The organism is Hymenobacter cyanobacteriorum, from assembly GCF_022631375.1.
GTDB lineage: Bacteria > Bacteroidota > Bacteroidia > Cytophagales > Hymenobacteraceae > Hymenobacter > Hymenobacter cyanobacteriorum.
The window spans coordinates 60,793-86,305 of sequence record NZ_JALBGC010000004.1; the positions used below are offsets into that span (position 1 = coordinate 60,793).

Below are 25,513 nucleotides of genomic sequence, written 5' to 3' on the forward strand. Positions count from 1 at the left end.
GGTTCAGCGCAAAAAAAGGCGCTTCCAGAGCGGAAATGAGTTCATCGGGTTTTGCATTTCCAAAAACACCTCCCATCTTTGCAATCCCAAACGGCAGCAACGCCACTCGGGGGATTAGCTCAGCTGGTTCAGAGCATCTGCCTTACAAGCAGAGGGTCGTAGGTTCGAACCCTACATCCCCCACACTGAAAAACAGTCACTTAGCTCACAAACTAAGTGACTGTTTTCTTTTAGTACCTGCAAGCACATTCGGTGCTTGTCGTTTACTCCCCGGGAGGTTAGCTCAGTTGGTTCAGAGCGCTGCTTTCACACAGCAGAGGTCGAAGGTTCGAGCCCTTTACTTCCCACATTAATTAAAAGCCACTTAGCAATTAAGCTAAGTGGCTTTTTCTTTTTGGGTTTGAACCACGGTTTACCCTTTTTCAACTGGATGTCGGTGTTTCGCGCTCATTCCATTGCTTTGGAATCGGATAAAGCTCGGAGCATTGGTTTCAAGGGCTGGTCATAAATGAAGGCAGGCTTCGGTACGACGCCAACGGCGCCCGCGCTACTGCGCGGGCAGCACCAGCACGGGCACCCTGCTTTCCAGCATTACCCGGGCCGTGACGCTGCGATGAAACAGGCTGCCCATGAAGCTGCGGTGCCGGGCGATGAGTATCACCATATCAAAATCGGCGGGCTGAGCGGCGGCCAGAATGGCCGTAGCGGCGTGGCCGTCCACCACGGTGCGGCACTGCGCCGAAGGCAGGTCGGCCAGCAGGCCCGTGCGCGTTACCGAGTCCAGCACGATGGGCGGCAGCTCGTCGGGGCCGGTATCGGGCACGACGTGGAACACGGTGATGTCGACCCCGAGGGCCGTGAGCAGGTGGTGGGTGGCGCCGGCGTGCTCGCCCAGGGTGAAGGGGTGCCCATCGACGGCCAGCAGCACGCGCCGGGGCGGCACCGTGGAGCCGATGCCGTGCGGCACCACCAGCATGGGGTAGGGGGCCGTGCGCAGCACATCGAGCGAGGTGGTTTGCACCAGCTCGTCGGGCGTGTCGGCGTAATTGGGACGGCCCAGCACCACCAGCAGCGGGTGGTGGCGGACCACGGCGTCGGCCACGGCGAAGGCCACGCGGCCGTGGCCCACTTCGGCCACCACGGGCACGGGCAGGTTGCGGGCCACGCTGTTCAGGGCCAAATCGATGGCCTCCTGGCTGAGGTTGGAGATTTCGCCGGTGAACATCTCGGGGTCGAGGATGGAATCGCGCCGGACGTGCAGCAGTACCAGCCGGGCATTGAGCGGGCGGGCCAGGTTGGTGGCATAGTCCAGCGCCCGGTTGGCGGCCTGGAAAAAATCGGTGAGGATGAGCAGCGAGGGGTCCATGGAGGCGGCCGGAGAAAGGGTGAATCCAGCTACAAATAACCCGTCCGGCCCGCCGCGGGGCCCTGCTTACAATTAGTTGAATGCCTGATTTTAGTCATGTTTTGCGGGCGCAATCCGGCGGAATCTTGCAGGTGCAACTCACCTTCGCTTCAAGGCCATGGATGTTAACCTGCAATTCCTCGGGGCCGCGCACTGCGTCACGGGCTCCAAGTACCTGCTCACGTTGGAGGAGGCCGCCGCACGCCACCAGGTGCTGGTCGATTGCGGCCTGTTTCAGGGCTACAAGGAGCTGCGGCTGCGCAACCGCGAAAAGCTGCCCGTGGCTCCGGCCGAAGTGGAGCTGGTCATCCTCACCCATGCCCACATCGACCACAGCGGCTACCTGCCCAAGCTGGTGAAAGACGGCTTTCGGGGCCGCATTCTCTGCACCGAGCCCACCGCCGATTTGCTCAGCATCATGCTCCTTGATTCGGCCAAGCTGCAGGAGGAAGAGGCTGCCTACGCCAACAAGCAAGGCTATTCCAAACACCACCCGGCCCGGCCGCTGTACTCGCAGGCCGACGTGGCGCAGGTGCTGCCGCTGGTGGAAAGCGTGGCCTACGATGCGCCCATCGCGCTGCTCGACGGACGCCTCACGCTCACCTTCCGCGAAGCTGGCCACATCCTGGGCTCGGCCATTGCCGAGCTGGACGTGCAGGGCATGCACCAGCGCAAGCGCCTCGTGTTTTCCGGCGACCTGGGCCGCTACGACAACCCCGTGCTCTACGACCCGGCCACCATTGCCCGGGCCGACGTGCTGCTGGTCGAGTCGACCTACGGCGACCGCATCACCCGCCTGGCCGACCCCGAAACCGTGCTGGCCCGCACCGTGAACGAAGCCCTGGACCGGGGCGGCGTGCTGCTCATCGCCGCTTTTTCGGTGGGCCGCACCCAGGTGCTGCTCTACTACCTGAAAAAGCTGTTGGCGGCCAACCGGATTCCGCCCGTGCCGGTGTACGTCGACAGCCCCATGGCCCTGCGCGTGGTCGACCTGTACCCGCGCCACCCCACGGCGCACCGGCTGGGCCACGGCAACGTGTTCGATTTCAATGGTCTGCACCTGGTGGCCGAGGCCGAGCAGTCGAAGCTGCTGAACCTGAAAACCGGCTGGGGCATCATCATCTCGGCCAGCGGCATGTGCACCGGTGGGCGCATCGTGCACCACCTGCACCACCGCCTGCCCCGGCCGCAGGATACGCTGCTGCTCATCGGCTACCAGGCCGAGGGCACGCGGGGCCGCCGCCTGCTGGCCGGCGAAAAAGAGTTGAAAATGTTTGGCGAGCTGGTACCCGTGCGCTGCCAAGTCGAGCACCTCGACGGCTTTTCGGCCCACGCCGACCGCCAGGATTTGCTGCGTTGGCTCGACCAGTTTCAGCCGCCGCCCCAGCGCACGTTTGTGGTGCACGGCGAGCCACCGGCCGCCGAAGACCTGGCCGCCACCCTGCGCCAGCGCCACTGGTCCAACGTGGTAGTGCCCGAGTACCTGGAATCCGTCCGCCTGTTCGAATGGCTTTGACGGGTTGCGACACCTCTTATCAATAACTCCTTCTTTACCGCAATTAGCCATGAAAACGCGTCTTTTTATCGGGTTGCTATTGGGGCTGGGTTTCTCCCAGTACCAGGCTGCCGGACAGCGGCCGGTGGTCGTTTTTCCGCCCGTTATGCCCCCGCCGCCGGTCGATGAGCTGGTGATTACCAACGTGAACGTGGTGGATGTGGACCTGGGCGAAGTCGAACCGCACAAGAATGTGGTGATGCGCGACGGCGTCATCATTTCGGTGGGCAAGTGGGTGCCGGCCGGCCGGGGCGTGCCCACCCTCGACGGCACCGGCAAATACCTGGTGCCGGGCCTGTGGGACAGCCACACCCACGCCCTGGCCTCGGCCGACGACGAGCGGATGGCCCTGCCGCTGTACGTGGCCCACGGCGTCACCAGCATCCGCGACGTGACCACGACGCGGCCCCTGCGCGACCTGCTGCGCACCTGCCAGGCCCTCGAAACCGGCCCGCGCGTGGGGCCCCGCATCGAGCTGGCAGGTCCCGTGCTCGATGGCTCGGTCGACGAGCACACCGGCCTGGGCCTGAACGCCAGCCGCACCGAGGGCCGCACCCAGGCCGAAGCCCAGATGCGCGCCGGCTGGTGCAGCCTGCAGCCCGGGCCACTACTGTCGGCCGAAGCCTACTGGGGCATTGCGGCGGCGGCCCAGGAGCGGCGGGTGAACCTGACCGGCGTGGTGCCCGAGGCCGTGCCGGTGCTGGAGGCCATTGCGGCCGGGCAGCGCGGCATCGAGCGCAGCGATAAGCTGCTGCTGGGCTGCTCGGGCCGCGAGGCCGAGCTGGTGGCGGCCCGGGCCCAGGCGTTGGCCGGAGCCCGGCCCCTGGCCACGCTGGAGGCCTGCATCCGGGCCCAGCAGAAGGACGTGCTGGCCAGCTACAGCATAGGTCGCTGCACGGCGCTGGCCCAGGCGCTGGTGCAATACCGCACGGCCGTGATGCCCGGGCTGGTGGGCCACGACTTCGACCTGCGGCGCGACCCCGCCCCCGAAGACCCGCGCTTCCGCTCGGTGCCGGCCAGCGAGCGCCGGGAGTGGGCCCTAGCCGCTCACGAGCGGCCGCGTTTGTCGGCCAATAAGCTGGCGCGCCTGCGGCTGACCGACTCGTTGCAGCAGCGCATGGTGGCCACGTTGGGGGGGCTGGGCGTGCGCATTGTGGCGGGCTCCGATGCGGGTTCGGGCACGCCCAACCTGTTCCACGGCGGCAGCCTGCACGACGAGCTGGAGCGGCTGCAAACCATTGGCCTCACGCCCGCCGAGGCCCTGCGCGCCGGCACCGTGAACCCGGCTATGGCCACCGGCCACGGCTTCGACATGGGCCGCATCCATGCCGGCTACCTGGCCGATGCGGTGCTGCTGAACGGCAACCCGCTCGACGACATCCACAACCTGCGCCGGATTGAGGCCGTGGTGCTGCGCGGCCGCCTGTTCGACCAGCCCGCCCTGGCTGGCCTGGTGACGGAAGCCGAACAGGCCGCGATTCAGCAGAACATTGCCGCCCAGGCCGCCACGGCCATTCGCTAAGCGGCGGGCCGCCGAAAATTGCCTCGGAGCAGTGGGCATTCGCAACGGGCATCTTCCTTTTTTCGATTGTTATGAACGTTACCGCTTTTAGTACTCAGGGGTTTGAGCGCAGCTTTTTGCAGCGCGCCAACCAGGCCCGCCACCAGCTCACGCTGCTCGACACGCCCCTCAGCGCCGACACCGCCCACCTGGCACAGGGGGCGCTAGCCGTCAGCATCTTCACCCGCGACGATGCCTCGGCTCCGGTGCTGGGCCAGCTCTGGGACCTGGGCGTGCGCTACCTGGCCGTGCGCGCCACCGGCACCGACAACGTGGACCTGGCTGCCGCCCGCCAGCTGGGCCTGCGCGTGGCCAACGTGCCCGAATACTCGCCCTACGCCATTGCCGAGCACGCCGTGACCCTGATGCTGGCCCTGTGCCGCCACCTGCGCCAGGCCGACCAGCAGCTGCGCGCCAACGACTTCCGCCTCGACCACCTCATCGGCTTCGACCTGCACGGCAAAACTGTGGCCATTCTGGGCGTGGGGCGCATTGGCGGGGTGGTGGCGCGCATTCTGCACGGCTTCGGCTGCGAGCTGTTGGGCGTGGATGTGCAGCCCAACCCTGAACTCACTGCGCAATACGGCCTGCGCTACGTGAGCTTGGCTGAAGCGTGCGCCCAGGCCGACATCATATCCGTGCACACCCCGCTCAACGCCGACACCCAGCACCTCATCAGTGATGAGTTGCTGCGGCAGATGAAGCGCGGCGTGATGCTCATCAACACCGGCCGGGGCGGCGTGCTCGATACCGAAGCCGCCCTGCGTGCCCTTAAAACCGGCCAGCTGGGCTTTCTGGGGCTTGATGTATACGAGAAGGAAAAGGCCCTCTTCTTCGCCGACCACCGGCAGGACTTGCTGCTCGACGACACGTTTGCCCGCCTGCTCACTTTCCCCAACGTGCTGCTCACCGGCCACCAGGCCTACCTCACCCGCGAAGCTCTTGCCAACATTGCCGATGCCACCCTGGCCAGCCTCACGGCCTGGGGCCTGGGTCAGCCGGCCGCGCACGAGGTGGCTGCCCCGGTTGCGCAAAAGCAGCCCGTCGCTTAGCAGCCCAGTAGCGTGGGCTTTCAGTTCGTGTCGCATTCAGTTCTACTTGTTCGCGGACTAAAAGTCCGCGCTACTGACCTAACGTTTTTCTTCCTCGCCATGCCGCTGCTTGCTTCGCCTCCGCCAATTTGCATGGTACCCGCTGCCGCCCCGCCGCCCACGCCGGCGCCCGGCCTGACCACGGCCGAGGCCCAGCGCCGCCTGCGCGAAACAGGCCCGAATGTGCTGGTTACCATTGCCCGCGACACCTTGTTGCGGCTGATAATTCGGCAGTTTCAGAGCATCACGGTGCTGGTGCTGGCGGTGGCGGCGGCCGTATCGGTTTTCACCGGCGACTATCTGGAGGGTATTGCCATCGGGGCGGTGGTGCTGCTGAACGCGGCCATCGGCTTTGCGCTGGAATGGCAGGCCCGCGCCTCGATGGATGCCCTGCACGCCCTCGACGTGCCCCAGGCCCGGGCCCTGCGCGACGGCCAGCCCCGCCGGATTCCGGCCGCCGAGCTGGTGCCCGGCGACGTGCTGCTGCTGGAAGCCGGCGACCTCGTGCCCGCCGACGCCGACCTGCTCGACGCCCACCAGCTGCAGGTGAACGAGTCCGCCCTGACGGGTGAGTCGCTGCCCGTGGCCAAAGTGCCCGGCGTGGCCCCGGCCGGCACGCCGCTGGCCGAGCAGCGCCAGCGCGTATTCAAAGGCACGGCCGTGGTCGACGGCAACGGCCGGGCCCTGGTGGTGGCCACCGGCATGCGCACCGAGCTGGGCCACGTCACGAAGCTGGTGCAGAGCACCGAGCGCCCGCCCACGCCCCTCGAAACCAAGCTCGACGCCCTGGGCAAGCAGCTGCTGTGGCTCACGGGCGCGCTCACGCTGGGCTACGTGGGGCTGGGCTGGGCGCAGGGCCAGCCGCTGGGGCAGGTGCTGAAAACCGGCGTGGTGCTGGCCGTAGCCGCTATTCCCGAAGGTTTGGCCATCGTGGCCACGCTGGCCATGGCCTTTGGCACGCTACGGCTGGCCCGGCAACGGGTGTTGGTGAAGCACCTGCCGGCCGTGGAAACGCTGGGCAGCACCAGCGTCATCGTGACCGATAAAACCGGCACGCTCACGCAAAACCGCATCGAGGTGCACACCGTGTGGCTGCCGGAAGGCCGGGCCGAAGTGATGCCCACGGCCCGGCCGGATGCTGGCGAATGCGCCGCTGCCGGCGTACTCGCCGGGCCGGGCTTTGCCCACGTGCAGCTGCTGGCGGCCCTGTGCAACAACGCCACCTACCACCCCACCGACCCCAGCCGCACCACCGGCGACCCGCTCGAAATTGCCCTCTGGCAGCTGGCCGGCACCCTGCCGGGCGGAGCCCTGGCCGCCGCCAACCGCCTGGCCGAGCAAGCCTTCAGCGCCGATACGCGGCTAATGGGCACCGTGCACCAACTCGCCCCCGGCCGCTGCCTGGTGGCCGTGAAGGGTGCTACCGAAGCCGTGCTGCCCCACTGCTGCCACCAGTGGACGGCCGCCGGCCCGGTGCTCCTGTCAACCGAAGAAAAGGCCCTTTGGCTGGCCCGGGCCGAGGAACTGGCCACCAACGGCCTGCGCACCCTGGCCTTCGCCAGCGCCGAGTGGCCCGAGCACCCGGGCTCCGATTTTGTGCGCGAGCTGGCCTGGGTGGGCCTCGTGGCCTTTCTCGACCCGCCCCGGCTGGAAGTGGCCCCGGCGCTGGCTGCCTGCCGCACGGCCGGCATCCGCGTCATCATGGCTACCGGCGACCATCCGGCCACGGCCCGCACCGTGGCCCGGCAGGTGGGCCTGCTGGATAGAAATGACGACGGCGACGTGATAACCGGCGACGAACTGCCCGACCTGCTGCGGCATCCCAACGGCGCGGGCCGCCGCCGGCTGCACCGCGCCCAGGTGTTTGCCCGCGTGAGCCCGGCCCAGAAGCTCGACCTGATAACTTACTACCAGCAAGGCAGCCAGGTAGTGGGCATGACCGGCGACGGCGTGAACGACGCGCCCGCCCTGCGTCGCGCCGACATCGGCATTGCCATGGGCCAGCGCGGCACCCAGGTGGCCGCCGAAGCCGCCGACCTGGTGCTGCAGGACGACGCCTTCGGGTCCATTGTGGTGGCCATCGAGCAGGGGCGCGTCATTCTGGCCAACATCCGCACCTTCCTGCTCTACCTCATGTCGTGCAACCTGAGCGAGGTGCTCATCGTGACCAGCGTGGCCGTGCTGCACCCCGGCGTGCCGCTCTGGCCGCTGCAAATCCTGTTTCTGAACCTCCTCACCGACGTGTTTCCGGCCTTGGCGCTGGCCCTAGGCCCCGGCCCGGCCGGCCTGATGACCCGCCCGCCGCGCTCGCCCAAAAAGCCGCTGCTTACGGGGCGCGACTGGCGGCGCACGGGGCTCTACGCGCTGGCGCTCACCATTGGTGGGGTGGGGGCATTCAGCTTCGCCCGCTGGAAAATGGGCTGGTCGTTCGAGGTCTGCAATAACGTGCTGTTCTATCAAATGGCGCTGGTGCAGCTGCTGCACGTCTTCGATTTCGCGGCCGACCACCGCACGTTTTGGCGCTCCGAGGTCGTCCGCAACCGCTACGTGTGGGGCGCCCTGGCCCTGTGCGGCGCGGTGGTAATGGCTACTTACCTGGTCCCTGGCTTGCGCGCGCTACTCAACATCGTGCCGCTGCCCCCTGCGGCCTTGGGGCTGATTGTCGGCTTCAGCCTGCTATCGGTGCTGCTGGTGCAGGCGGGCCGCTGGGTAGCCGCATCGGACAGCAAGGCCGTTGCTGAAGCAGCGTAGGAAACGGCCGCGCCGGGCGCCAATTGCCGCCGTCATTCTCGAAAAACACAAAACCGAATACCCGTCATGTCAGCCCTTATCCGTTGTTGCCTGTATGCGGGTTTGCTGCTGACGTCGCCGTGGTGTTCGTCCGTATCGAAAGTGCAGAATCTCGCGCCGAACCATTCTGACGCAGCTGCAGCAGTAGCAATAGCGGCTGGAAGTTCCGCGCCAGCCGTGCCGGTGGGCCCGCTGATTTGTGCCTTGCTTGATACCGCCGTCGGCCACGCCCGCGCCGCCGATGCCCGCCTGGGCCTGCGCGCCGGGTCGGCGGTGCGGGCCTTCTACGCCCCAGGCTGCGCGCCCGCCTGGACCACACCCGCCGACTCTCTCAACGCCGATGCCTACGCCGCCCTGCGCCTGCTGGCCCGCGCCGCCGAGTATGGCCTACCGGCTGATTACGCCTCGGCTGCGCTGCTGGCCCTGCGCGATTCGTTGCGCCGGCCCGCCGCGCCCGACCCACGCGCCCGGCAGCTGGCCCGGCTCGAAATAGGCCTTAGTGATGCCGTGTTGCGCTTTATGCACGACCTGCACCGGGGCCGCCTGCATCCGGATGTGGAACCGAGCCGGGCCAGCGGGGTAGGGGAGCAGTGGCAGCCGGCGGCGGGGCTGCGGTCCGCACTGAGCCAAAACCAGCTGGGAAAAGCTGTGCTCTCGGGCCAGCCAGCCAACCGCGAATACCGGCAGCTGCAGCAGGCGCTGGCGCGGTGGCTGGCCCGGCCCGGCAGTCTGGATTCGGCCGCGGTGCGCCGGGCGCAATACGAAACCGCGGCCCTCAACCTGGAACGCTGGCGCTCGCAGGCCTGGGCGCCGGTGGCCGAGTACATTTTCATCAACCTGCCCGCGTTTGAGCTGCAGGTGGTGGCTTTTGATTCGGTGCGGCAGCGGCACCGCGTCATCATCGGCAAGCCCGTTACGCCCACGCCCACGCTCATCAGCAGCGCCATTCACTACTTCACGCTGGCCCCCGACTGGCACGTGCCGCACTCCATCGCCACCAAGGAAATGCTGCCCCAGCTGAAGCGCGACCCCGGCTACCTGAGCGTGAACAACCTGGAGCTGTACGACGACCGGGGCCGCTGGCGCAACCCCTACAGCGTGCGCTGGGCGGCGGTTTCCGTGCAAAACTTTCCCTACCGCATCCGGCAGGCCCCGGGCTGCGAAAATGCGCTGGGCAACGTGGTATTCCGGTTTCCCAACCCGTATTCGGTGTACCTGCACGATACGCCGGCGCGGCAGCTGTTTGCCCAGCCGGTGCGGGCCTTCAGCCACGGCTGCGTGCGGCTGGCCGAGCCACTGGCCCTGGCGGCCTACCTGCTGCGCCGCGAGGGCCGCCCGGTGCGCCTGCCCAGCGAGGCCGAATGCGCCCGCCAGCCCCAGCCGCGCGACGTGCGCCTGGGCCGGCCCCTGCCGCTGTTTGTGCGCTACGCCACCTGCGTGGGCGAGGGCGGCCGGCTGCGGTTTTTTGCCGATGTGTACGGGCGCGACGAGGCCCTGCGGCAGGCGCTGTTCGGGGCCGTGGCCCGGCGCTAGGCCGGTGGCTTGCCGCCCCGGCATTGCGGTGGGAAGGCGGCGAAAAGCATGACGAGAATCAGCCGATGAGCTAATCAGCGTCAGGGGATTGGTGGGGAAGTGAGCCGAATTTTGAAGCATCCCTCTCACCCGCCCGCGCCCCGGCCCGGGCCCTTTTGCAACGGCCATGATTACGCCCTCCCTCATGTTTTCGATGCTGCTGCTGGCCCTGCTGGCGCTGAGCAGCGCCTACTTCCACGGCCGCCAGCAGGGCCCCGTGGCCTGACGCGCCCGCGCCCGCCGGGTTCGCGCCGGGGCTTCCGCTCGTTCCTCTCACCCTTCTTCCCTTAAGCCCTATGGAAACTATGGAATCGACGCCCCGGTCGCCCAGCCAGATTGCGGCCGATGCCGAAATAACGGCGGCCATCGAACGGTGCTTTATCACCAAAAAAGGCATCACCTCGCACCTGATTGAGGTGACGACCCGCAACGGCGTGGTGGAGCTGACCGGCGCCACCGACAGCCTGCTCTCGCGCCGCCGGGCCGAGGAAATTGCCCTGGCCGTGCGCGGTGTGCGCGGCGTGGTGAACGAGCTAGTGGTGAACGGCCCCGACGTGAGCAGCCCCGAGCTGTACCTGAGCGTGCAGCAGGCCCTGGCCGACGACGCGGCCACCCGCGACTACAACCTGCGCAGCACGGTATCGGGCGGCATGGTCTGGCTTACGGGCACGGTGCGCTCGTGGGCCGAAAAGCAGCTGGCCCTGCGCGTGGTGGAAGGCGTGCGGGGCGTGCGCCACCTCATGGCCGACCAGCTGCGCATCTGCCACGAAGGCCCGCCCAAAACCGACCAGGAGCTCACCAGCCAGCTGCACGACATCCTCGACTGGGACATTCGCATCAACAAAAAGCACGTGCAGGTGCGCACCTCCGACCGGGTGGTGCACCTCACCGGCACGGTGGGCTCGGCCGCCGTGAAGCACCGCCTCGAAAGCCTGGCTTATGAGCTGGGCGCTACCCGAGTAGACGGCCGCGACCTGTTTGTGGCCCGCTGGGCCCAGGAGCCGGAGCTGGCCGGCGAAGAAGCCGCCGAACGCCCGGACGAAGCCATTGGCCAGGCCGTGCGCGACACCTTCGGGCGCGACCCGCGCCTGCACGATGCCCAGCCGCAGGTGGCCGTGAGCAACGGCGCCGTGACGCTGACCGGCACCGTGAGCAACCTCTGCGCCCGGCGCTGCGCCGAGCACGATGCCCGCCACGTGGCCGGCGTGCGCGAGGTGCACAACCAGCTGAAGGTGCGCACCGAGCGGTTCTGGCCCGATGCCGACATTGCCCAGCGCATGGTGGCCGCCCTGAAGCGCGACCCTTACCTGAACCACTACGCCTTCAGCCTGACGGTCATCAACGGCCGGGCCACGCTGCACGGCTGGGTGAACAACCGCTTCGAGCAGGAGCAGGCCGGCGAGGTGGCCTCCGGCGTGAACGGCGTAGTGGACGTGGAAAACCGGGTGGCGCTTTTTCCTGACGGCTACCTGGCCGCCCAGGCCCTGGCCGGCGACCTCACCGGCACCCTGGCCAGCACCACCACGCCCCCGCCCGACGCCGAGCTGGCCGAGCGCATCCGCACGCACTTCACCTCCCTAAGCAGCTTCGATGGCCCGGCCATTGACGTGCAGGCCGAAAAAGGCCGCGTGACCCTCACTGGCACGGTGACCACCTGGCTCGACCGCCAGCTGGCCGCCCGCGAGGCCTACGACCTGGGTGCGCTGGAAGTGAACAACCACCTGCTGGTGCAGCCCCTGGCCCCGCGCCCGGCGGCGCTTGCGGCCGCCCGCTAGCGCTGCCGGGCGCGCGGCTGCTTCAATTGCCTTATTTCCTTCGCCATGAGTGCCTCCTTTGTTGTTCTCACCGATTTTTCGGCCCTGCCCAACCGGGCGCTGTCGTACGCCGCGCGGCTGGCCGAGCCCATGCACGCCCAGCTGGTGCTGCTGCACGTGCGCCACGACGGCCTGCTGGCCCCCACCGGCTACCACCACGCCCAGCAGGCAGAGCGCCAAACGGTACATGCCCTCTACGAGCTGGCGGCGGGGCAGCCGGTGACGACCGAGGTAGACATTTCGGACGAGTTTCTGTCCGATGCCGTGAAAGAGGCCGTGCACCGCCACCACCCGCTGCTGCTGGTGCTGGGCCGGCCCGGCTCGGCCACCGCGCCCCAGGAAATTGTGGTGAGCGCCGCCCTCGACCTGCTGCGCCACGTGCCCTACCCACTGCTGATAGTGCCCACCGTGGGCTGGCAGGATGCCCCGCTGCCCACCCGCGTGCTGCTGGCCGTCGATGGCGAGCCCTTTAGGCTGGCGCCGCAGCGGCACACGGTGCGCCGCCTGCTGCGCGCCACCCAGGGCACCCTGGCGGTGGTGCACGTGACCGACGCGGACCACGCCCGCCCCGATGCCGTGGAGCTGCTCGACAACCTGCGGCAAAACGACCTCGTGGACGAGCTGCGGCCCGACCAGCTGCACGAAATCAGCCGGCCGGCGGTGGTGGCCGGCGTGCTGGGCGAAGCCGAGCGCCTGCAGGCCGAGCTGCTGGTGGTGGTGGCCCGGCGGCACTGCCTGCTGGGCAGCCTGTTTCACCGCAGCGTCACGGCCCAGCTCATTCAGGAAAGCCCCGTGCCGCTGCTGCTGCTGCCCGCCGAGGACTAACCTGCAACCCGCCCCGCCAGCCGCGCAAGGCGGCATTCTCTTCGCTATCTCACCTTACCCTTCTGCATAATGGCGCCGTCTTTTCTGGTACTTACTAACCTCTCGGAGACGGCCAAACTGGCGGCCCGCTACGCCGCCGTGCTTGGCGAACCGCTGCAGGTGCGCCTGGCGCTGCTCAGCCTCTATCACCATCCCCTGCTCGACCCCGACCTGCTGACCGTGACGGCCGCCCGGGCCTACCGCAGCCAGGCCGAAACCATGCACGAGCTGCAGGCCGTGGCCGAGCACCTGCCTGCGGCCGCCGAGGTGCAGGTGGCCATTGGCACGCTGCACGCGGCCGTGGCCGATGCCGTGGCCGACTGCCAGCCCCTGCTGCTGGCCATGGGCCTGAGCATGGAGCACGACCTGCTGGACCAGCTGCTGCACAACCAGGCCCTGCCCGTGCTGCGGGCCACCCGCCGGCCCCTGCTGCTGGTGCCCGAAGGCGCCGCCGCGCCGCGCCTGCCGCAGCGCGTGCTCATGGCCGTCGATGCCGAGCCGTTCACGCTCAACGCGGCCTCCCGCCACTTGGGCGCGCTGCTGGGCTCGTGGCCGGCCGAGTATACCGTGGCGCACGTGCGCACCCGCCACGAAACGCTGGCCGAGCCGGGCCGCATGGCCCTGGCCGACGTGCGAGCCAGCAAGCTGCTCCCGCCCGGCACCGCCCTCGACCTCTGCGAAGTGCACCACCTGGCCCCGGCTTCCGGCGTGCTGCAAGCCCTGGAAGACACCGACGCCGACCTGCTGATACTCGTGGCCCGGCCCCGCAGCTTTCTGGGGCGGCTGTTCCACCGCAGCATCACGGCGCAGGTGCTGCGGCGCTGCCAGGTGCCGGTGCTGCTGCTGCCGGCCGAAGACCCGGGCCTGCCGGAATAGCGGCCCATGTACACCCGCGGGCTCAACGCCGGGCCCGCTTTAGCCACTGCCTTATTGCCCCACTTCTAGCCCCTTTTACCATGGTGCCCAACATTGTTGTGCTGACTGATTTCTCGCTGGCCGCCGAGCGGGCCCGGGCCTACGCCGCCGTGCTGGCCGAGCCCATTGGGGCCGAGCTGCACCTCGTGCACGTCTTTCTGCCCGTGCCCATCACCACCGAATACGGCATGGTGCTGCCCGTGCTCGACAAGGACTACGTGCCCGAAACCTGTCGCTGCCTGCAGCACGTGGCCGAAGTGATGCCCGTGCCCACCACGGCCGAGGTGCTGGAAGCAGACTGGCCCGGCGCCATTCGGGAGGCCCTGGATAAATATCAGCCCATGTTGGTTGTGGCCGGCCTCACGGCCACCAGCGGTTTGCTTGATGAGTGGTTCAGCAACCGCGCCGTGCAGCTGCCGCACCAAACGGGCTGCCCGCTGCTGCTCGTGCCCGAGCACCTGCCCGATGCTGCCCTGCACCAGCCCCACCACCTGGCCCTGGCCGTGGAGGACCGCGCCTTTCAGCTGGCCCCGGCCGCCAAAGTCGTCGGGCCCCTGCTCGATGGGCTGAAGCTGGAGCCGGTGGCCGTCACGGTGCTGCCCGAAACCGCAATTGTTGGGGGCTGGACCGGGCTGCGAGCCGTGCAGCACAGCCGCCTGGCCGCCGGCATTGCCGGTTGCGGGCTGCACAAAGTGGTGGGCGAGCAGCCCGGCATGGGCATTCTGCAGGCCGTGCACGACCTGGAAGCCGACCTCGTGGCGCTGCTCGACCAGGGCCACGGCTGGGCCCACAAGTTCTTCAGCGGCAGTGTTATCGACTACGTGCTGCGCAATACGCCGGTGCCCGTGCTGCTGCTCGCGGCCCAGGTGCTCGATGCCGAGCCGGCCGCCGACGAAAACCCCGCTTTTGCTGCTGCCACCATTTAATTTTTTTTATCTGTCATGGCTCTCACGCTCATTGTATTATCTGGTTTTTATGAGCCCGCCCGGCATGCCATTCGCTACGCCGAGACGCTGGCCCAGGCCGTGCGCGGGCAGCTGGTGCTGCTGCACGTCAACCGCGCGGCCCTCTTCGACCCCTACGAGCTGGTGGGTGCGATAGGGGAGCGGGCGCACCGGCAGGAACTGGCCGCGCAGGCCGATACCGCCGTGGCCCTGCGCCAGCTGGCCCGGGGCCTGCACGTGCCCGCCACCGTTGAGATAGCCACCGACCTGCTGCCCGACGTGGCCCGCGAGCTGGCCGCCCGCTACTGCCCGGCGCTGTTTGTACTCGGCCAGCCCGATGCCGACCACCCCGACTACGCCGGCATGACGGCCATGTGCGCCGAACTGCTGCGCGCCAGCCACTACCCGGTGCTGGCCGTGCCCACCACCATACCCACCGACCACCCGCCCCACCGCTTCCTGATTGCGGCCGACCGCGAGGAGTTCGACTTGAGCGCCAATTCCCAGGCCCTGCGCCCGCTGATAGCCTTGCTCGCCACGACGGTGGTCGTCGCCCACGTGTCGGATGGCGTGGTGGACGACGACGGCTGCGCGGCCGCTCAACGGGCCGTGCGCGAAAGTGGCCTAGTCGAATTCATGATTCCCGAGCTGCGCGGCTACCTCGACAGTGACTACGCCGAAGGCCTGCTGGGCGCCGTGCAGGACGCGCAGGCCGATGTGGTCATCACGCTGGCCCGCCAGCGCAGCTTCATGAGCGACTTGTTCCACCGCAGCGTCACGGCCCGGCTTGTGGAGCAATGCCTCGTGCCCGTGCTGGTGCTGCCCACCGCCGCCGAAGTGCCGCAGGAAGCGGCCGCGCCCACCCACAGCGAGGCCGTGGCGCGCTAGCCTGCACCCCTAGCTTACCGCCCCAAACTCTGCATGCCATGCCCAACACCGCCCTCTTGGCCGAAACCGGCGAAATCACCAGCTTCGCCGGGCGCTTCTTCCGCGAGGGGTTTCGGCCGCGCTACGAGCTGGCCGAGCTGCTGCACCAGTGCTACGTGGTAGGCTACCAGTCGCTGCCGATGGTGGGCATCACGGGCTTTATCATGGGCATGGTGCTCACGCTGCAAAGCCGGCCCACGATGGCGCAGTTCGGGGCCGAGTCGTGGATTCCGGTGATGGTCGGGCTCACGATTATCCGCGAGATGGGGCCGATAATTACGGCGCTGATTTTCGCGGGAAAAATCGGGTCCAGCATCGGGGCCGAGCTGGGCTCGATGCGCGTGACCGAGCAGATTGATGCCATGGAAGTGTCGGGCACCAACCCGTTCAAATACCTGGTGGCTACGCGGGTGCTGGCCACCACGCTGATGCTGCCGCTGCTCACGATTCTGGCCGATGCCATTGCGCTGTACGCTTCTTTCCTGGGCGTCAACATGAAGGGTACTACCACGCTGGCCCTGTTTACGAACAATATTTTGAGCGGGCTGACTTTCGGCGACGTGCTGCCGGCCTTTGTCAAGACCTTCTTTTTCGGGTTCGCCATTGGCCTCATCGGCTGCTACAAGGGCTACTTCTCCGATAAGGGCACCGAGGGCGTGGGGCAGGCGGCCAACTCGGCGGTGGTGGTGGCCTCGCTGGTCATTTTTCTGCTCGACCTGGTCGCCGTGCAAATTACCGGCCTGCTGGGCCTCAACTAACGCCAACCAGCCATGCAGCCCGAATCCATCGTTCAGGAAATGCCCTCGCCGGCCGCCGCTCCCGCGATGGCGGAAACGGTGCTGACGGTGGACAACGTCAGCAAGTCGTTCGGCGATAACCACGTGCTGCGCAACTTCTCGCTGGCGCTGCGCCGGGGCGAAAACGTGGTGGTGCTGGGCAAGTCGGGCTCGGGTAAGTCGGTGCTCATCAAGTGCATCATCGGCCTGCTGCTGCCCGATGCCGGCCGCATCACGGTGCTGGGCCAGGACGTGGCCACGCTCGACCACGCCGCCATGGACCGGCTGCGGGCCAAAGTCGGCTTCCTTTTCCAGAGCAACGCCCTCTACGACTCGATGACCGTGCGCGACAACCTGCTCTTCCCGCTGCGCCGCCACTGGCTGGCCCACGGCCCGGCCGAGGAAGAAGCGCTGGTACACCAGGCCCTCGACGACGTGGGCCTGGCCCACACCGCCGAGCTGCTGCCGGCCGAGCTCTCGGGCGGCATGCGCAAGCGCATCGCGCTGGCCCGCACCCTCATCCTGCGCCCCGACATCATTCTCTATGACGAACCCACCACCGGCCTCGACCCCGTGACGGCCCGCGAAATCGACCACCTCATCCGCGAAGTGCAGCAGAAATACCGCACCTCGGCCCTCATCATCTCGCACGATATGAACTGCGTGCGCCTAGTAGCCGACCGCGTGGTGCTGCTGGTCGACGGCCGGTGCTACGCGGAAGGGACTTACGAAGAATTAGCTGGCAATGCGGACCCCAAAGTGCATGAGTTTTTTGCCTGAAAACGAAAGAAGAACGTCATGGTGAGCGCAGTCGAAGCATCTCTACCGCTTCGTTGGCACAATTGATTTCACGATTGATTTACTTCTGCGGCAGAGATGCTTCGACTGCGCTCAGCATGACGACAGGCTAGTAATTCAACCCTCAACATTCAAAACTCAACCCTCACCAAACCCATGCCCCAACGCCCGACCGGAAATTATGTGAAGCTGGGCCTATTCGTGGTCGTGGGAACGGTGTGCCTGCTCGGGACGCTTTTCCTGCTGGGGCGGCAGCAGAGCCTGTTCAGCCGCAGCTTTGTGGTGCGGGCTGATTTCCGGAACGTGTCGGGCCTGCTTACGGGGAATAATGTGCGGCTGGGCGGCATCACGGTGGGCACGGTGCGCCAGATTCAACTGCTGAACGACAGCACGGTGCGCGTGGCCATCAACCTGAACCGCGACGCCCAACCTTTCGTGCGCAAAAACGCGGTGGCCGCCATCGGCACCGACGGGCTGGTGGGCAACACCATCATCAACCTCACGGCCCAGCCCGGCGCGGCCCCGGCCGTGCAGCCCGGCGACCTGCTGCACACCCGCCGCCCGGTCGGCATGGATGATTTGCTGAGCACCTTCGACGTGTCGAACAAAAACCTGGTCAGCATCACCCGCGACCTGCGCCAGATAACGGGCCGGCTCAACGGCAGCAAGGCTCTGTGGGGCCTGCTCGACGACCAACAGCTGGCCGATAACCTGCGCCACAGCCTGCGCAACGCCGCCGAGGCTTCCGGCCAGCTAAGTTTGGCTTCGCACGACGTGGCCCGGCTCACCGGTGGGGTGCGGCAGGGGCGGGGGCCGCTCGGCTACCTGCTCACCGACACGGCATTTGCGGGGCGGCTGGGGCACGCCTCGCGGGGCCTGGCCGGCACTTCCGACACGCTGGGCGCGCTGCTCGCCAACCTGAAAGGGCAGGTAGCCAACGGGGCCGGCCCTGTGCACACATTGCTCGGCGACACCACCGCCAGTCGGCAGCTGCGCCAAACCATGCACAACGTAGAGCAGGGCACGGCTGGCTTCAACCGCAGCATGGAGGCCCTGCAGCACAACTTCCTGCTGCGCGGCTACCTGCGCCGCCAGCAGAAAAAGCAGGCCCGGGCGGCATCAGCCACGATGGTTCATTAACTGCCAAAGCTATTCAAGCTCCGGCGACGAATGAGGTAGAGACGCGACACTTCGCGTCTCCGCGTTGAACGATGTTCGTTGAACAGTGTCCATTGTCCGATGGCTTGGCGGCGTGAACGCAGAGACGCGAAGTGTCGCGTCTCTACATCCTCACTGGCAAATTAGCCGCAGGGATTTCAGTGATGCTATACCAGTTCAATCAACGCCTCATTTGCGGCAAATCCGGCCGCTAAGGGAGCCGCAGCGGTAAGGTCGAGCACCACGCGGCCTTCGATGGTGCCGGCTTTCATGGCATCCAGCACCTGGTTGATGTTTTCGAGCGGCTCGCAGTGGTAATGCACTTTTACCTTGCCCTGGGCGGCGAAGGCCAGGCTTTCGGTGAGGTCCTGCCGGGTGCCCACGATGGAGCCGCGCACGGTTTTACGCGTTAGCACCATGTCAAAAATGCTCAGCTCGAAGCTGCCCGGCGGCAGGCCCACCAACGCCAACGTGCCCCGGCGGCGCAGCATGGCCACGCCCTGCGCAAACGCCGGCTGCGATGGGGCCGTGACGAGCACGCCGTGCGCCCCGCCAATGCGCTCCTGAATAACGGCCACGGCATCTTCCTCGGCCGCGTTCACCACCAGCTCGGCCCCGACGGACCGGGCCAGCGCCAGTTGGTCAGCGCGAATGTCGACGGCGGCCACGCGCATGCCCATGGCGCGGGCGTATTGCACCGCCAGGTGGCCCAGCCCGCCCACACCCGAAATCACGACCCACTGGCCGGGCTTCACCTCGGTTTCCTTCAGGCCCTTGTACACCGTGACGCCGGCGCACAGAATGGGCGCGGCTTCCTGGAATGACAGGTTGTCGGGCAGCAGGCCAACGTAGTCGGGGTCGGCCAGCACGTACTCGGCGTAGCTGCCGGGCACCGAGTAGCCGGTGTTCTGCTGCTTTTCGCAGAGGGTTTCCCAGCCGGTGCGGCAGTATTCGCAGTGCCCGCAGGCGGTGAACAGCCACGGCACGCCCACGCGGTCGCCCAGCTGCACGGCCGTTACGCCGGTGCCCAGGGCCACCACCGTGCCCACGCCCTCGTGGCCCAGAATGAGGGGCAGGGTGGCCTTCACCGGCCAGTCGCCGTTGATGGCGTGCAAATCGGTGTGGCACACGCCGCCGGCCGCCACCTGCACCAGAATGCGGCCGGGCGGCACTTCCGGCACCGGCACGTGCTCAATTTGCAGCGGCTCGCCGTAGGCGTGGCACACGGCGGCTTTCATGGTGGGGGAGGGCATGGTTTTCTGGGAGGTGATAATTAATGAGATGCTAAAGTGCCCGGGCAATTAGTTCAGGGCGTATTCGGCGGGCTGGGCGTGGCGCAGCTGCTTGTAGAGCTCGTGCGCGTCGTCGCAGTGAAACAGCTCGGTGCCGGGGTTCATGGTGGCGGCCGTGCCGCAGGCCACGCCCAGGCGGGCGGCTTCGGCAAAGGTGCGGTCCTGGGCCAGGGCGTGCACGATGCCGGCCACCATGCTGTCGCCGGCGCCCACGGTGCTGCGGCGCAGCACGGCTGGGGCCGGGATGTGTTCCTCGCTGTTGTGGGTGATGAGGCAGGCCCCTTCGGCCCCCAGCGACACCACCACGGCCTGGCAGCGGGTGCGGCCAATGAGGCGGCGAGCTGCGGCGGCCACGGCTGCCCGGTCGAGCTCGGCCACGCCGGCCAGTCGGCTCAATTCGTGCAGGTTGGGCTTGATGAGGTAAGCGCCCGCGTCGACGGCCTGGCGCAGGGCCGGGCCCGCGGTGTCGACGATGACCTTGGTGCCCACGGCCCGGGCCTGGCGCACCACTTTGGCCAGGAAACCGGGCGGCACGCCGGGCGGCAGGCTGCCGCTCACCACCAGAAACTTCGGCGGGCTCATAAAGTGGCTCAGCTTTTCGAGCAGCAGGTGCTGCTCGGCGGCGCTAAGGTGGACGCTGGGCAGGCCGAAGCGGTACTGCTGCTGGGTGGTGGTATCGGTTACTACAAAGTTTTCGCGGGTGGGCATTTTGGTGGGCACCACGGTCTGGGCAATGTGCTCGGCCGTGAGCAGCTCCTGCAAATGGCTGCCCGTGGGCCCGCCCGCCGGAAACACGGCCACCGATAAGCTGCCCAGCCGGCGCAACCCGCGCGATACGTTGATGCCGCCGCCCCCCGCCTGAATGACGGGTGCGGTGCAACGCAGTTTATGGTCGGGCACGAGGCCGGCTACCGTGGTGCTTTTGTCCAGGGCCGGGCTTAGGGTGAGGGTGACGATGGTGGGCATGGCAGCAAGGGTTTTTGGTGGGAAACGTGTCAGCCGCTGGCCCGCAGCCGGCGGTGCGAGGCTCAAAGGACGAAGCCCGCCGCCCGCCAAACCCTGACGATAATCAGCCGCCGGGCTGATAGATATTAGGGCGGCACGGGTTGCGGCCCCCGCCGCTGGCCTGCCTACGCGGCCCCGGCGTGCAGCCAGTCGATGCCCGGGCGCAGCCATTGCAGGGTCTGGGCCTCGGCCGAGCCCGGGGCGGGGGTGTGGTGGTGGTACCATTCGGCGCGCGGGGGCAGGCCCAGCACCAGGCTCTGCGGGCAGCGGCAGGCTGGCTCGGGGCGCTCCATCGTCAGGCTGAACTCGGCGTAGCGGCCGCGCCGCAGCTGCTGCCAGCGCTTCTCGGGCTCGGCGTAGGGCCGGCCGGCGTTCTGGCTCATCAGCGTGCCGTAGGTGCGGCCGTACACTTCGCCCACGTCCTGCACAAACGCCAGCAGCTCCTCAAACAGGCCATCGCGGCCTACCTGCAGGCGGTCGAAGTACAGGCCGCCCACGCCGCGGGTTTCGCCCCGGTGGGGCAGGTAAAAATGGGCGTCGGCCCCGGCCTTGAAGCGCGGGTAGTAGCTGGCGTCGTGCAGGCCGCACATTTCCTGCAGCTGCTGATGAAACCAGCGGGCCTGGGCCACGTCCACGTACGTCGGGGTCAGGTCGAGGCTGCCGCCAAACCAGGCCTCGCCCGTGGCGGCCTCCACGTAGCGCAGGTGCAGGTGCGCGCCGGGCACCATGGGGCTGCGCGGGTGCAGGCCCGCCTGCAGGCTGGCCACAAAATAGCGCGGGTCGCGCAGGCGCAGGCGCTGGGCCAGCGGCTTGCTCATCACATCCCACACGGCCGCAAAGGCCACGCTGCTTTTTTCCAGCACCGCGCCCTGCTCCAGGGTGTGCGTGGTGCCGCCGCCGCCGCCGTGTGCCCATTCTTCGGGCCGAAACCGGTGGCCGCCCCCGTCGGCTGTTTCCAGCCGGTGGCACAGCCAGTCCTGAAACTGCCGCATCCAGGCTTCGGCCCCGGGGCGCGGCGCAAACGTCAGCGGAAGAATGGTATCATATTTCATGGTTTCGCACGCGGCTGCCCAACTGAAAAACGGCTGCCAGCTTCGCTGAAAGGCGCTTTTTCAGTTGGAAGGGAAGGAAAACTGGTGCCGGGGCAAGGCGCAATCTGTCCCGGCAGTTCGTTTCGGCAAGCCGCGCAAAAGGCCGGTTAATAGCCTCCGGCGGCTGGAGTAGGTGCGAAAACGAACGGGTTGGCCCGCCCACGGATGCAGAACCCGCAAGTGTCCTCCGGCAAAGCATTGCTTTCGGCACACACGCAGACAAGCTGAATCAGAAGGGCTTGACAGTTCAAATCTCCGGCTTATGAGCCGCCGCTGCGCTGATGCCCATCAGGTGCCTAGCTGATGCTTATCAGGCGCGGTGGGCCACTAGCCCGCATTACCTCAAAAAAAGGGCCGGCAGCGTGCGCTGCCGGCCCTTCTGGCCACTTCAGAAGCCTGCTTAGTGAATCAGGTTCAGGCGGATGGTTTGCGTGCGCTGGGCTGTCACGAGGCGCACTACGTAAATGCCTTCCTGCAGCAGGCCGCCGCCGATGGGGAAGCTGTAGCGCACGCCGGCCTGGGCTTCGCCGCTGCTCACCCGCACCACTTCGCGGCCTTTCAGGTCGAACACGGCCAGCTGGTAGCTGGTGGTTTGCGGCAGGGCAAATTCCAGCGTGGTGGTGGCCGGGAAGGGGTTCGGGTAGGCGTGCAGGGCTTCATCGAGCGAGCTGACGGCTACCGACGCGGCCTCGCCGCCAAGGGCCGGCCGGGCCGCAACGGGGCTGCTGGTACGGGCCACGCGGCAGTTATCAAACAGCTCGTTGATGGCCCCGGCGGCGCCGCTGATTTCCGAAGCCGTGGGGTTGCCGCCCGCGTTGGCGTAGGCCACTCCGCCCAGGGCTTTGTTGGCCAGCGCCAGCAGCGAGCCCACCGTGGGGCTGTTGCCCAGGTAGCTCAGGTTGCCGAGCACTGCCGCCGGCATGGTGCGCACGATGCCGGAGAGGTCGGCCGGGTCGAGCGAAGTGCAGTTCAGGGTGGCGTACGACTGCATCGACGCCGTCAGGACCACGCCGCTCAAGGTATTATCCAGGCGGGCGTTGAGGGCCAGGGCCAGGGTCTGCCCAATCAGCACGTTGTTGAACTTGCCGTTTCTCAGCAAGCTGTTGGGCAGGGCGCTGCAGCCGTTGACATTGCCCAGGGTGGTTGGGAAGGCCGCTGCCGTACCGCCGGCGGGCATTTTGTCGATGATGCACTGCGCCGTGGCCAGGCGGGCCAGGTTGGCCGCGCTGCTGGTGCCGGGCGTGTGCGAGTACGTCAGGCTCCGGCCGGCGGTGCCCAGCACCACGTCGTTGGTGATGAGCATGTCGGCAATCAGCTGCGTGCGGCGCACGCCGGGGTATTTGCAGATGACGCCGTTGCCGTTGCCATAGCCCCCCTGCGTGAGGGTGCAATGCTGCACCGAGCAGCTGTTCACCACCAGGGCTGCCGACTGTGTTGCCGCGTTGCACAGGCCCGTTACCGTCACGGCGTAGGTGCCGGCATCGGCCAGACCCAGCGCCGCAATGGTATAGCTGGGCCCGTCAGCGCCGCTGATGGGTACCCCGTTTTTCGCCCAGCTGTAGCTGAAGGGGCCGGTGCCGGAAGCCGTGGTGCTGAACGTGGCGCTGGTGCCATCGCACTGCGTGAGGCTGGTCAGGGCCGTGGCTGCCGTTGCTTCGCTGATGTTGAGCAACGCACTGCGCTCGGCCGAGCCGCAGGCGCCGCTCACCGTCACGGCGTAGGTGCCCGCATCGGCCGTACTCATGCTGGCGATGGTGTAGCTGGCATCGGTAGCCCCACTAATGGGCACCCCGTTCCGGGTCCAGCTATATTTGAAAGGCCCGGTGCCGGAGGCGGTGGTTGTGAACGTGGCACTCGCGCCGGGGCAGCGCGTCAGGTCGACTAAAGCGGTTGCTGCGGCGCGCTCGTTCACGGTCAGGGTAGCGCTGCGCGGGGCTGTGCCGCACGCGCCGCTGACCGTCACGGCGTAGGTGCCGGCATCGGCCGCGCTCACGCTGGCAATGGTGAAGCTGGCATCGGTGGCGCCGCTGATGGGCATCCCGTTCCGCGTCCAGGCGTAGGCAAAAGGCCCGGTGCCCGAGGCCGTGGTTGTGAACGTGGCACTGGCGCCGGGGCAGCGCGTCAACCCGCTCAAGGCTGTGGTGGTCGTGATATCATTCACTAGCAGCAACGCACTGCGTTCGGCCGACCCGCAGGCGCCGCTTACCGTCACAGTGTAGGTGCCGGCATCGGCCTTGCTTACGCTGGCGATGGTGTAGCTGGCATCGGTGGCACCGGCAATGGGCACGCCGTTGAGGGCCCAGACGTAAGCAAAAGGCCCGGTGCCCGAGGCCGTGGTGGCGAATGTGGCGCTGGCACCGGGGCACAGCGTCAGGTCGGTCAGGGCCGTGGCGGCGGCGTTATCATTCACGGTCAGGGTGGCGCTGCGCGGGGCCGCGCCGCAGGCGCCGCTCACCGTCACGGCATACGTGCCGGCATCGGCGGCGCTCACGCTGGCAATGGTGTAGCTGGCATCGGTGGCGCCGCTGATGGGCACGCCGTTCCGGGTCCAGCTATAGCTGAAGGGCCCGGCGCCGGAGGCCGTGGTTGTAAACGTGGCGCTCGCGCCCGGGCAGCGCGTCAGGTCGACTAAAGCGGTGGCCGTTGTGGTGGGGTTTATCGTTACGGCCTGCTGGCAGTTGTCGCCCGACGTCAGGCCCGACTTCACCGTTACCAATTGAATGCTGTACGACGACGAGGCCGTGACCGTGATGGACTGGCCGGTGCCGCTGGTGGGAGAGGCCCCTCCGCCCGTCACGGTCCAGAGGTAGCTGCTCATGCCCGCCGGGCCGGTGAAAGTGAGCGGCGCGCCAGCGCAGCCGCTGCTGGGCCCGCCGAAGGCGCAAGTGGGCGGCTGGGCCACCGCATCGGCCGAGAGCGACCGGTCCTGGTTGCCGCCGCTGCCGTCCAGCGAAATCAGCCGCGTGTGGTAGGGCGAGCCGTTGATGTTGACCGCCGAAGTACCCGGGCCCCAGTCGACCTGGCTGCCGATGTGGCCGCCCCAGGCAAACACCACCGTGGGCTGCGTGGTATGAAACGTGATGGCCAGCTGGGTTTCGGCGTGGGCCAGGCTGCGGTTGCCCTGCACCACGTACTGCAGGTTGTCGATGGTGGTGCCGTTGAACATGGTCATCAGCTCTTTGCCGGCCGCCTGCAGCTGGTAAAAGCTGAAGCTGCTCGGCAGGGCCGGAATCTGGGCGGGCGCGGCAATGGGGAACGTTACCACCGAAGGGCTGCTCAAACCCAGGCCATCCAATGGGTTCACGGTTTCGGCCGGGTGGTTGAACTGGCCGTGGGGCAGCAGGTTTTGATAGTGGGTAATGAAATCGAGGGCGTTTTTGCTGCCATCGCGCACATCCCAACCAATGATAACCGTGTGCGCCCCGGCCGTTAAATTGGTGATTACCATCCGGTAGGCAATGGAATGGCCTTCGAGGAAGTGGGCCTGCTGGGCGCCTGCGTTGCCGTTTACCCAGTCGGGCGGCACCTGTGGGCTGGCGTAGGAGCCGTTGCGAATCTGGTCGAGGTTGGCCGCCGCGTTTTGCGCCCCGGCGGGCCGGGCCGCGGCCAGCAACAGCAGAAAAAGAAGCGCCACCAGCGGGCCGGAGCTACCCCCGACAGCCGAGCGCGGGGCCGTAGCCCCACCGAAACAGTACCATAAATTTTTCATGAGCGTAAGAATTTGCAGGAAAAAAGGCGTTGTTGGCGGAAGGCATGGGGCTGGTAGCGGGAGGAGTGGTAGCAAAACCAGAATGAGCACACGGGGCCGGTAGCAGCGGTCAATAGCCGGCTACCCTGCCCGAATGGAGAGCAATTGCATAGGCGTAGGATTGAGAATGGATGGAACGCACCGCGCGGGGCCATGCGGGCCGGAGCGGCTTAGCGCCGCCACCCGGTTGCTACCGCGTTAGCCAGG

The 25,513-nt window shown here is 67.4% G+C and carries 18 protein-coding genes and 2 tRNA genes; 15 read left to right on the plus strand and 5 right to left on the minus strand.

Annotated elements, in window-relative coordinates; genetic code table 11:
* Positions 1-108: 108 nt before the first annotated feature.
* Together MON38_RS14430 and MON38_RS14435 are read left to right on the plus strand one after the other, a co-directional pair.
* Positions 109-183: transfer RNA gene (locus MON38_RS14430), tRNA-Val, on the plus strand.
* A gap of 89 nt (positions 184-272) precedes the next feature.
* Positions 273-347 (plus strand) — tRNA-Val (locus MON38_RS14435).
* A gap of 200 nt (positions 348-547) precedes the next feature.
* Here MON38_RS14435 and MON38_RS14440 read toward each other — a convergent pair.
* Positions 548-1,366, minus strand: a complete 819-nt coding sequence (locus tag MON38_RS14440) for a universal stress protein (RefSeq protein WP_241936889.1) — start codon at positions 1,364-1,366, stop codon at positions 548-550.
* 157 nt (positions 1,367-1,523) lie between these two features.
* On the opposite strand from MON38_RS14440, the gene MON38_RS14445 reads away from it, so the two are divergent.
* The 13 genes from MON38_RS14445 (at position 1,524) to MON38_RS14505 (ending at position 18,152) form a co-directional block, all read left to right on the plus strand.
* Entirely contained in the window at positions 1,524-2,921 is a 1,398-nt protein-coding gene (locus MON38_RS14445; protein WP_241936890.1) for an MBL fold metallo-hydrolase RNA specificity domain-containing protein, read from the plus strand.
* Positions 2,922-2,970: 49 nt separating this feature from the next.
* The gene (locus MON38_RS22715) at positions 2,971-4,482 is read left to right on the plus strand and encodes an amidohydrolase family protein (protein WP_277881512.1); all 1,512 of its coding nucleotides are present in this window, start codon (positions 2,971-2,973) and stop codon (positions 4,480-4,482) included.
* A gap of 71 nt (positions 4,483-4,553) precedes the next feature.
* Positions 4,554-5,573 carry a 2-hydroxyacid dehydrogenase gene (locus MON38_RS14455; RefSeq protein WP_241936891.1) on the plus strand — a complete coding sequence of 340 codons (1,020 nt, stop codon included), beginning with the start codon at positions 4,554-4,556 and terminating at the stop codon, positions 5,571-5,573.
* Positions 5,574-5,705: 132 nt separating this feature from the next.
* Positions 5,706-8,363 carry a cation-translocating P-type ATPase gene (locus MON38_RS14460; RefSeq protein WP_241936892.1) on the plus strand — a complete coding sequence of 886 codons (2,658 nt, stop codon included), beginning with the start codon at positions 5,706-5,708 and terminating at the stop codon, positions 8,361-8,363.
* A gap of 243 nt (positions 8,364-8,606) precedes the next feature.
* Complete coding sequence (locus MON38_RS14465) at positions 8,607-9,935, plus strand: L,D-transpeptidase scaffold domain-containing protein (RefSeq protein WP_241936893.1); 1,329 nt, start codon at positions 8,607-8,609, stop codon at positions 9,933-9,935.
* A gap of 335 nt (positions 9,936-10,270) precedes the next feature.
* Positions 10,271-11,749 (plus strand): BON domain-containing protein, encoded by a 1,479-nt coding sequence (locus tag MON38_RS14470; RefSeq protein ID WP_241936894.1) that lies wholly within the window; start codon positions 10,271-10,273, stop codon positions 11,747-11,749.
* A 45-nt stretch (positions 11,750-11,794) separates the two neighbouring features.
* A complete protein-coding gene (locus tag MON38_RS14475) occupies positions 11,795-12,613 on the plus strand; it encodes a universal stress protein (protein ID WP_241936895.1) in 819 nt (272 codons plus the stop codon).
* A gap of 69 nt (positions 12,614-12,682) precedes the next feature.
* Positions 12,683-13,528, plus strand: a complete 846-nt coding sequence (locus MON38_RS14480) for a universal stress protein (RefSeq protein WP_241936896.1) — start codon at positions 12,683-12,685, stop codon at positions 13,526-13,528.
* 80 nt (positions 13,529-13,608) lie between these two features.
* Entirely contained in the window at positions 13,609-14,493 is an 885-nt protein-coding gene (locus MON38_RS14485; RefSeq protein WP_241936897.1) for a universal stress protein, read from the plus strand.
* A 15-nt stretch (positions 14,494-14,508) separates the two neighbouring features.
* Positions 14,509-15,399 carry a universal stress protein gene (locus MON38_RS14490; RefSeq protein ID WP_241936898.1) on the plus strand — a complete coding sequence of 297 codons (891 nt, stop codon included), beginning with the start codon at positions 14,509-14,511 and terminating at the stop codon, positions 15,397-15,399.
* A 38-nt stretch (positions 15,400-15,437) separates the two neighbouring features.
* Positions 15,438-16,196 (plus strand): MlaE family ABC transporter permease, encoded by a 759-nt coding sequence (locus MON38_RS14495; RefSeq protein ID WP_241936899.1) that lies wholly within the window; start codon positions 15,438-15,440, stop codon positions 16,194-16,196.
* 12 nt (positions 16,197-16,208) lie between these two features.
* Positions 16,209-16,994, plus strand: coding sequence for an ABC transporter ATP-binding protein (locus tag MON38_RS14500; RefSeq protein ID WP_241936900.1), 786 nt, complete (start codon positions 16,209-16,211; stop codon positions 16,992-16,994).
* Between the two features lie 174 nt (positions 16,995-17,168).
* Complete coding sequence (locus MON38_RS14505; RefSeq protein ID WP_241936901.1) at positions 17,169-18,152, plus strand: MlaD family protein; 984 nt, start codon at positions 17,169-17,171, stop codon at positions 18,150-18,152.
* Positions 18,153-18,337: 185 nt separating this feature from the next.
* On the opposite strand, the gene adhP is transcribed toward MON38_RS14505, so the two are convergent.
* The 4 genes from adhP to MON38_RS14525 all read right to left on the minus strand — a co-directional run bounded on the left by adhP (position 18,338) and on the right by MON38_RS14525 (position 25,267).
* Positions 18,338-19,423, minus strand: coding sequence for an alcohol dehydrogenase AdhP (gene adhP, locus MON38_RS14510; protein WP_241936902.1), 1,086 nt, complete (start codon positions 19,421-19,423; stop codon positions 18,338-18,340).
* A 48-nt stretch (positions 19,424-19,471) separates the two neighbouring features.
* Positions 19,472-20,428: a 1-phosphofructokinase family hexose kinase gene (locus MON38_RS14515; protein ID WP_241936903.1), complete on the minus strand. Its 957-nt coding sequence runs from the start codon at positions 20,426-20,428 to the stop codon at positions 19,472-19,474.
* A gap of 164 nt (positions 20,429-20,592) precedes the next feature.
* Positions 20,593-21,519 carry a coproporphyrinogen III oxidase gene (locus tag MON38_RS14520; RefSeq protein WP_241936904.1) on the minus strand — a complete coding sequence of 309 codons (927 nt, stop codon included), beginning with the start codon at positions 21,517-21,519 and terminating at the stop codon, positions 20,593-20,595.
* Positions 21,520-21,958: 439 nt separating this feature from the next.
* Positions 21,959-25,267: a T9SS type A sorting domain-containing protein gene (locus MON38_RS14525; protein ID WP_241936905.1), complete on the minus strand. Its 3,309-nt coding sequence runs from the start codon at positions 25,265-25,267 to the stop codon at positions 21,959-21,961.
* Positions 25,268-25,513 lie beyond the last annotated feature (246 nt).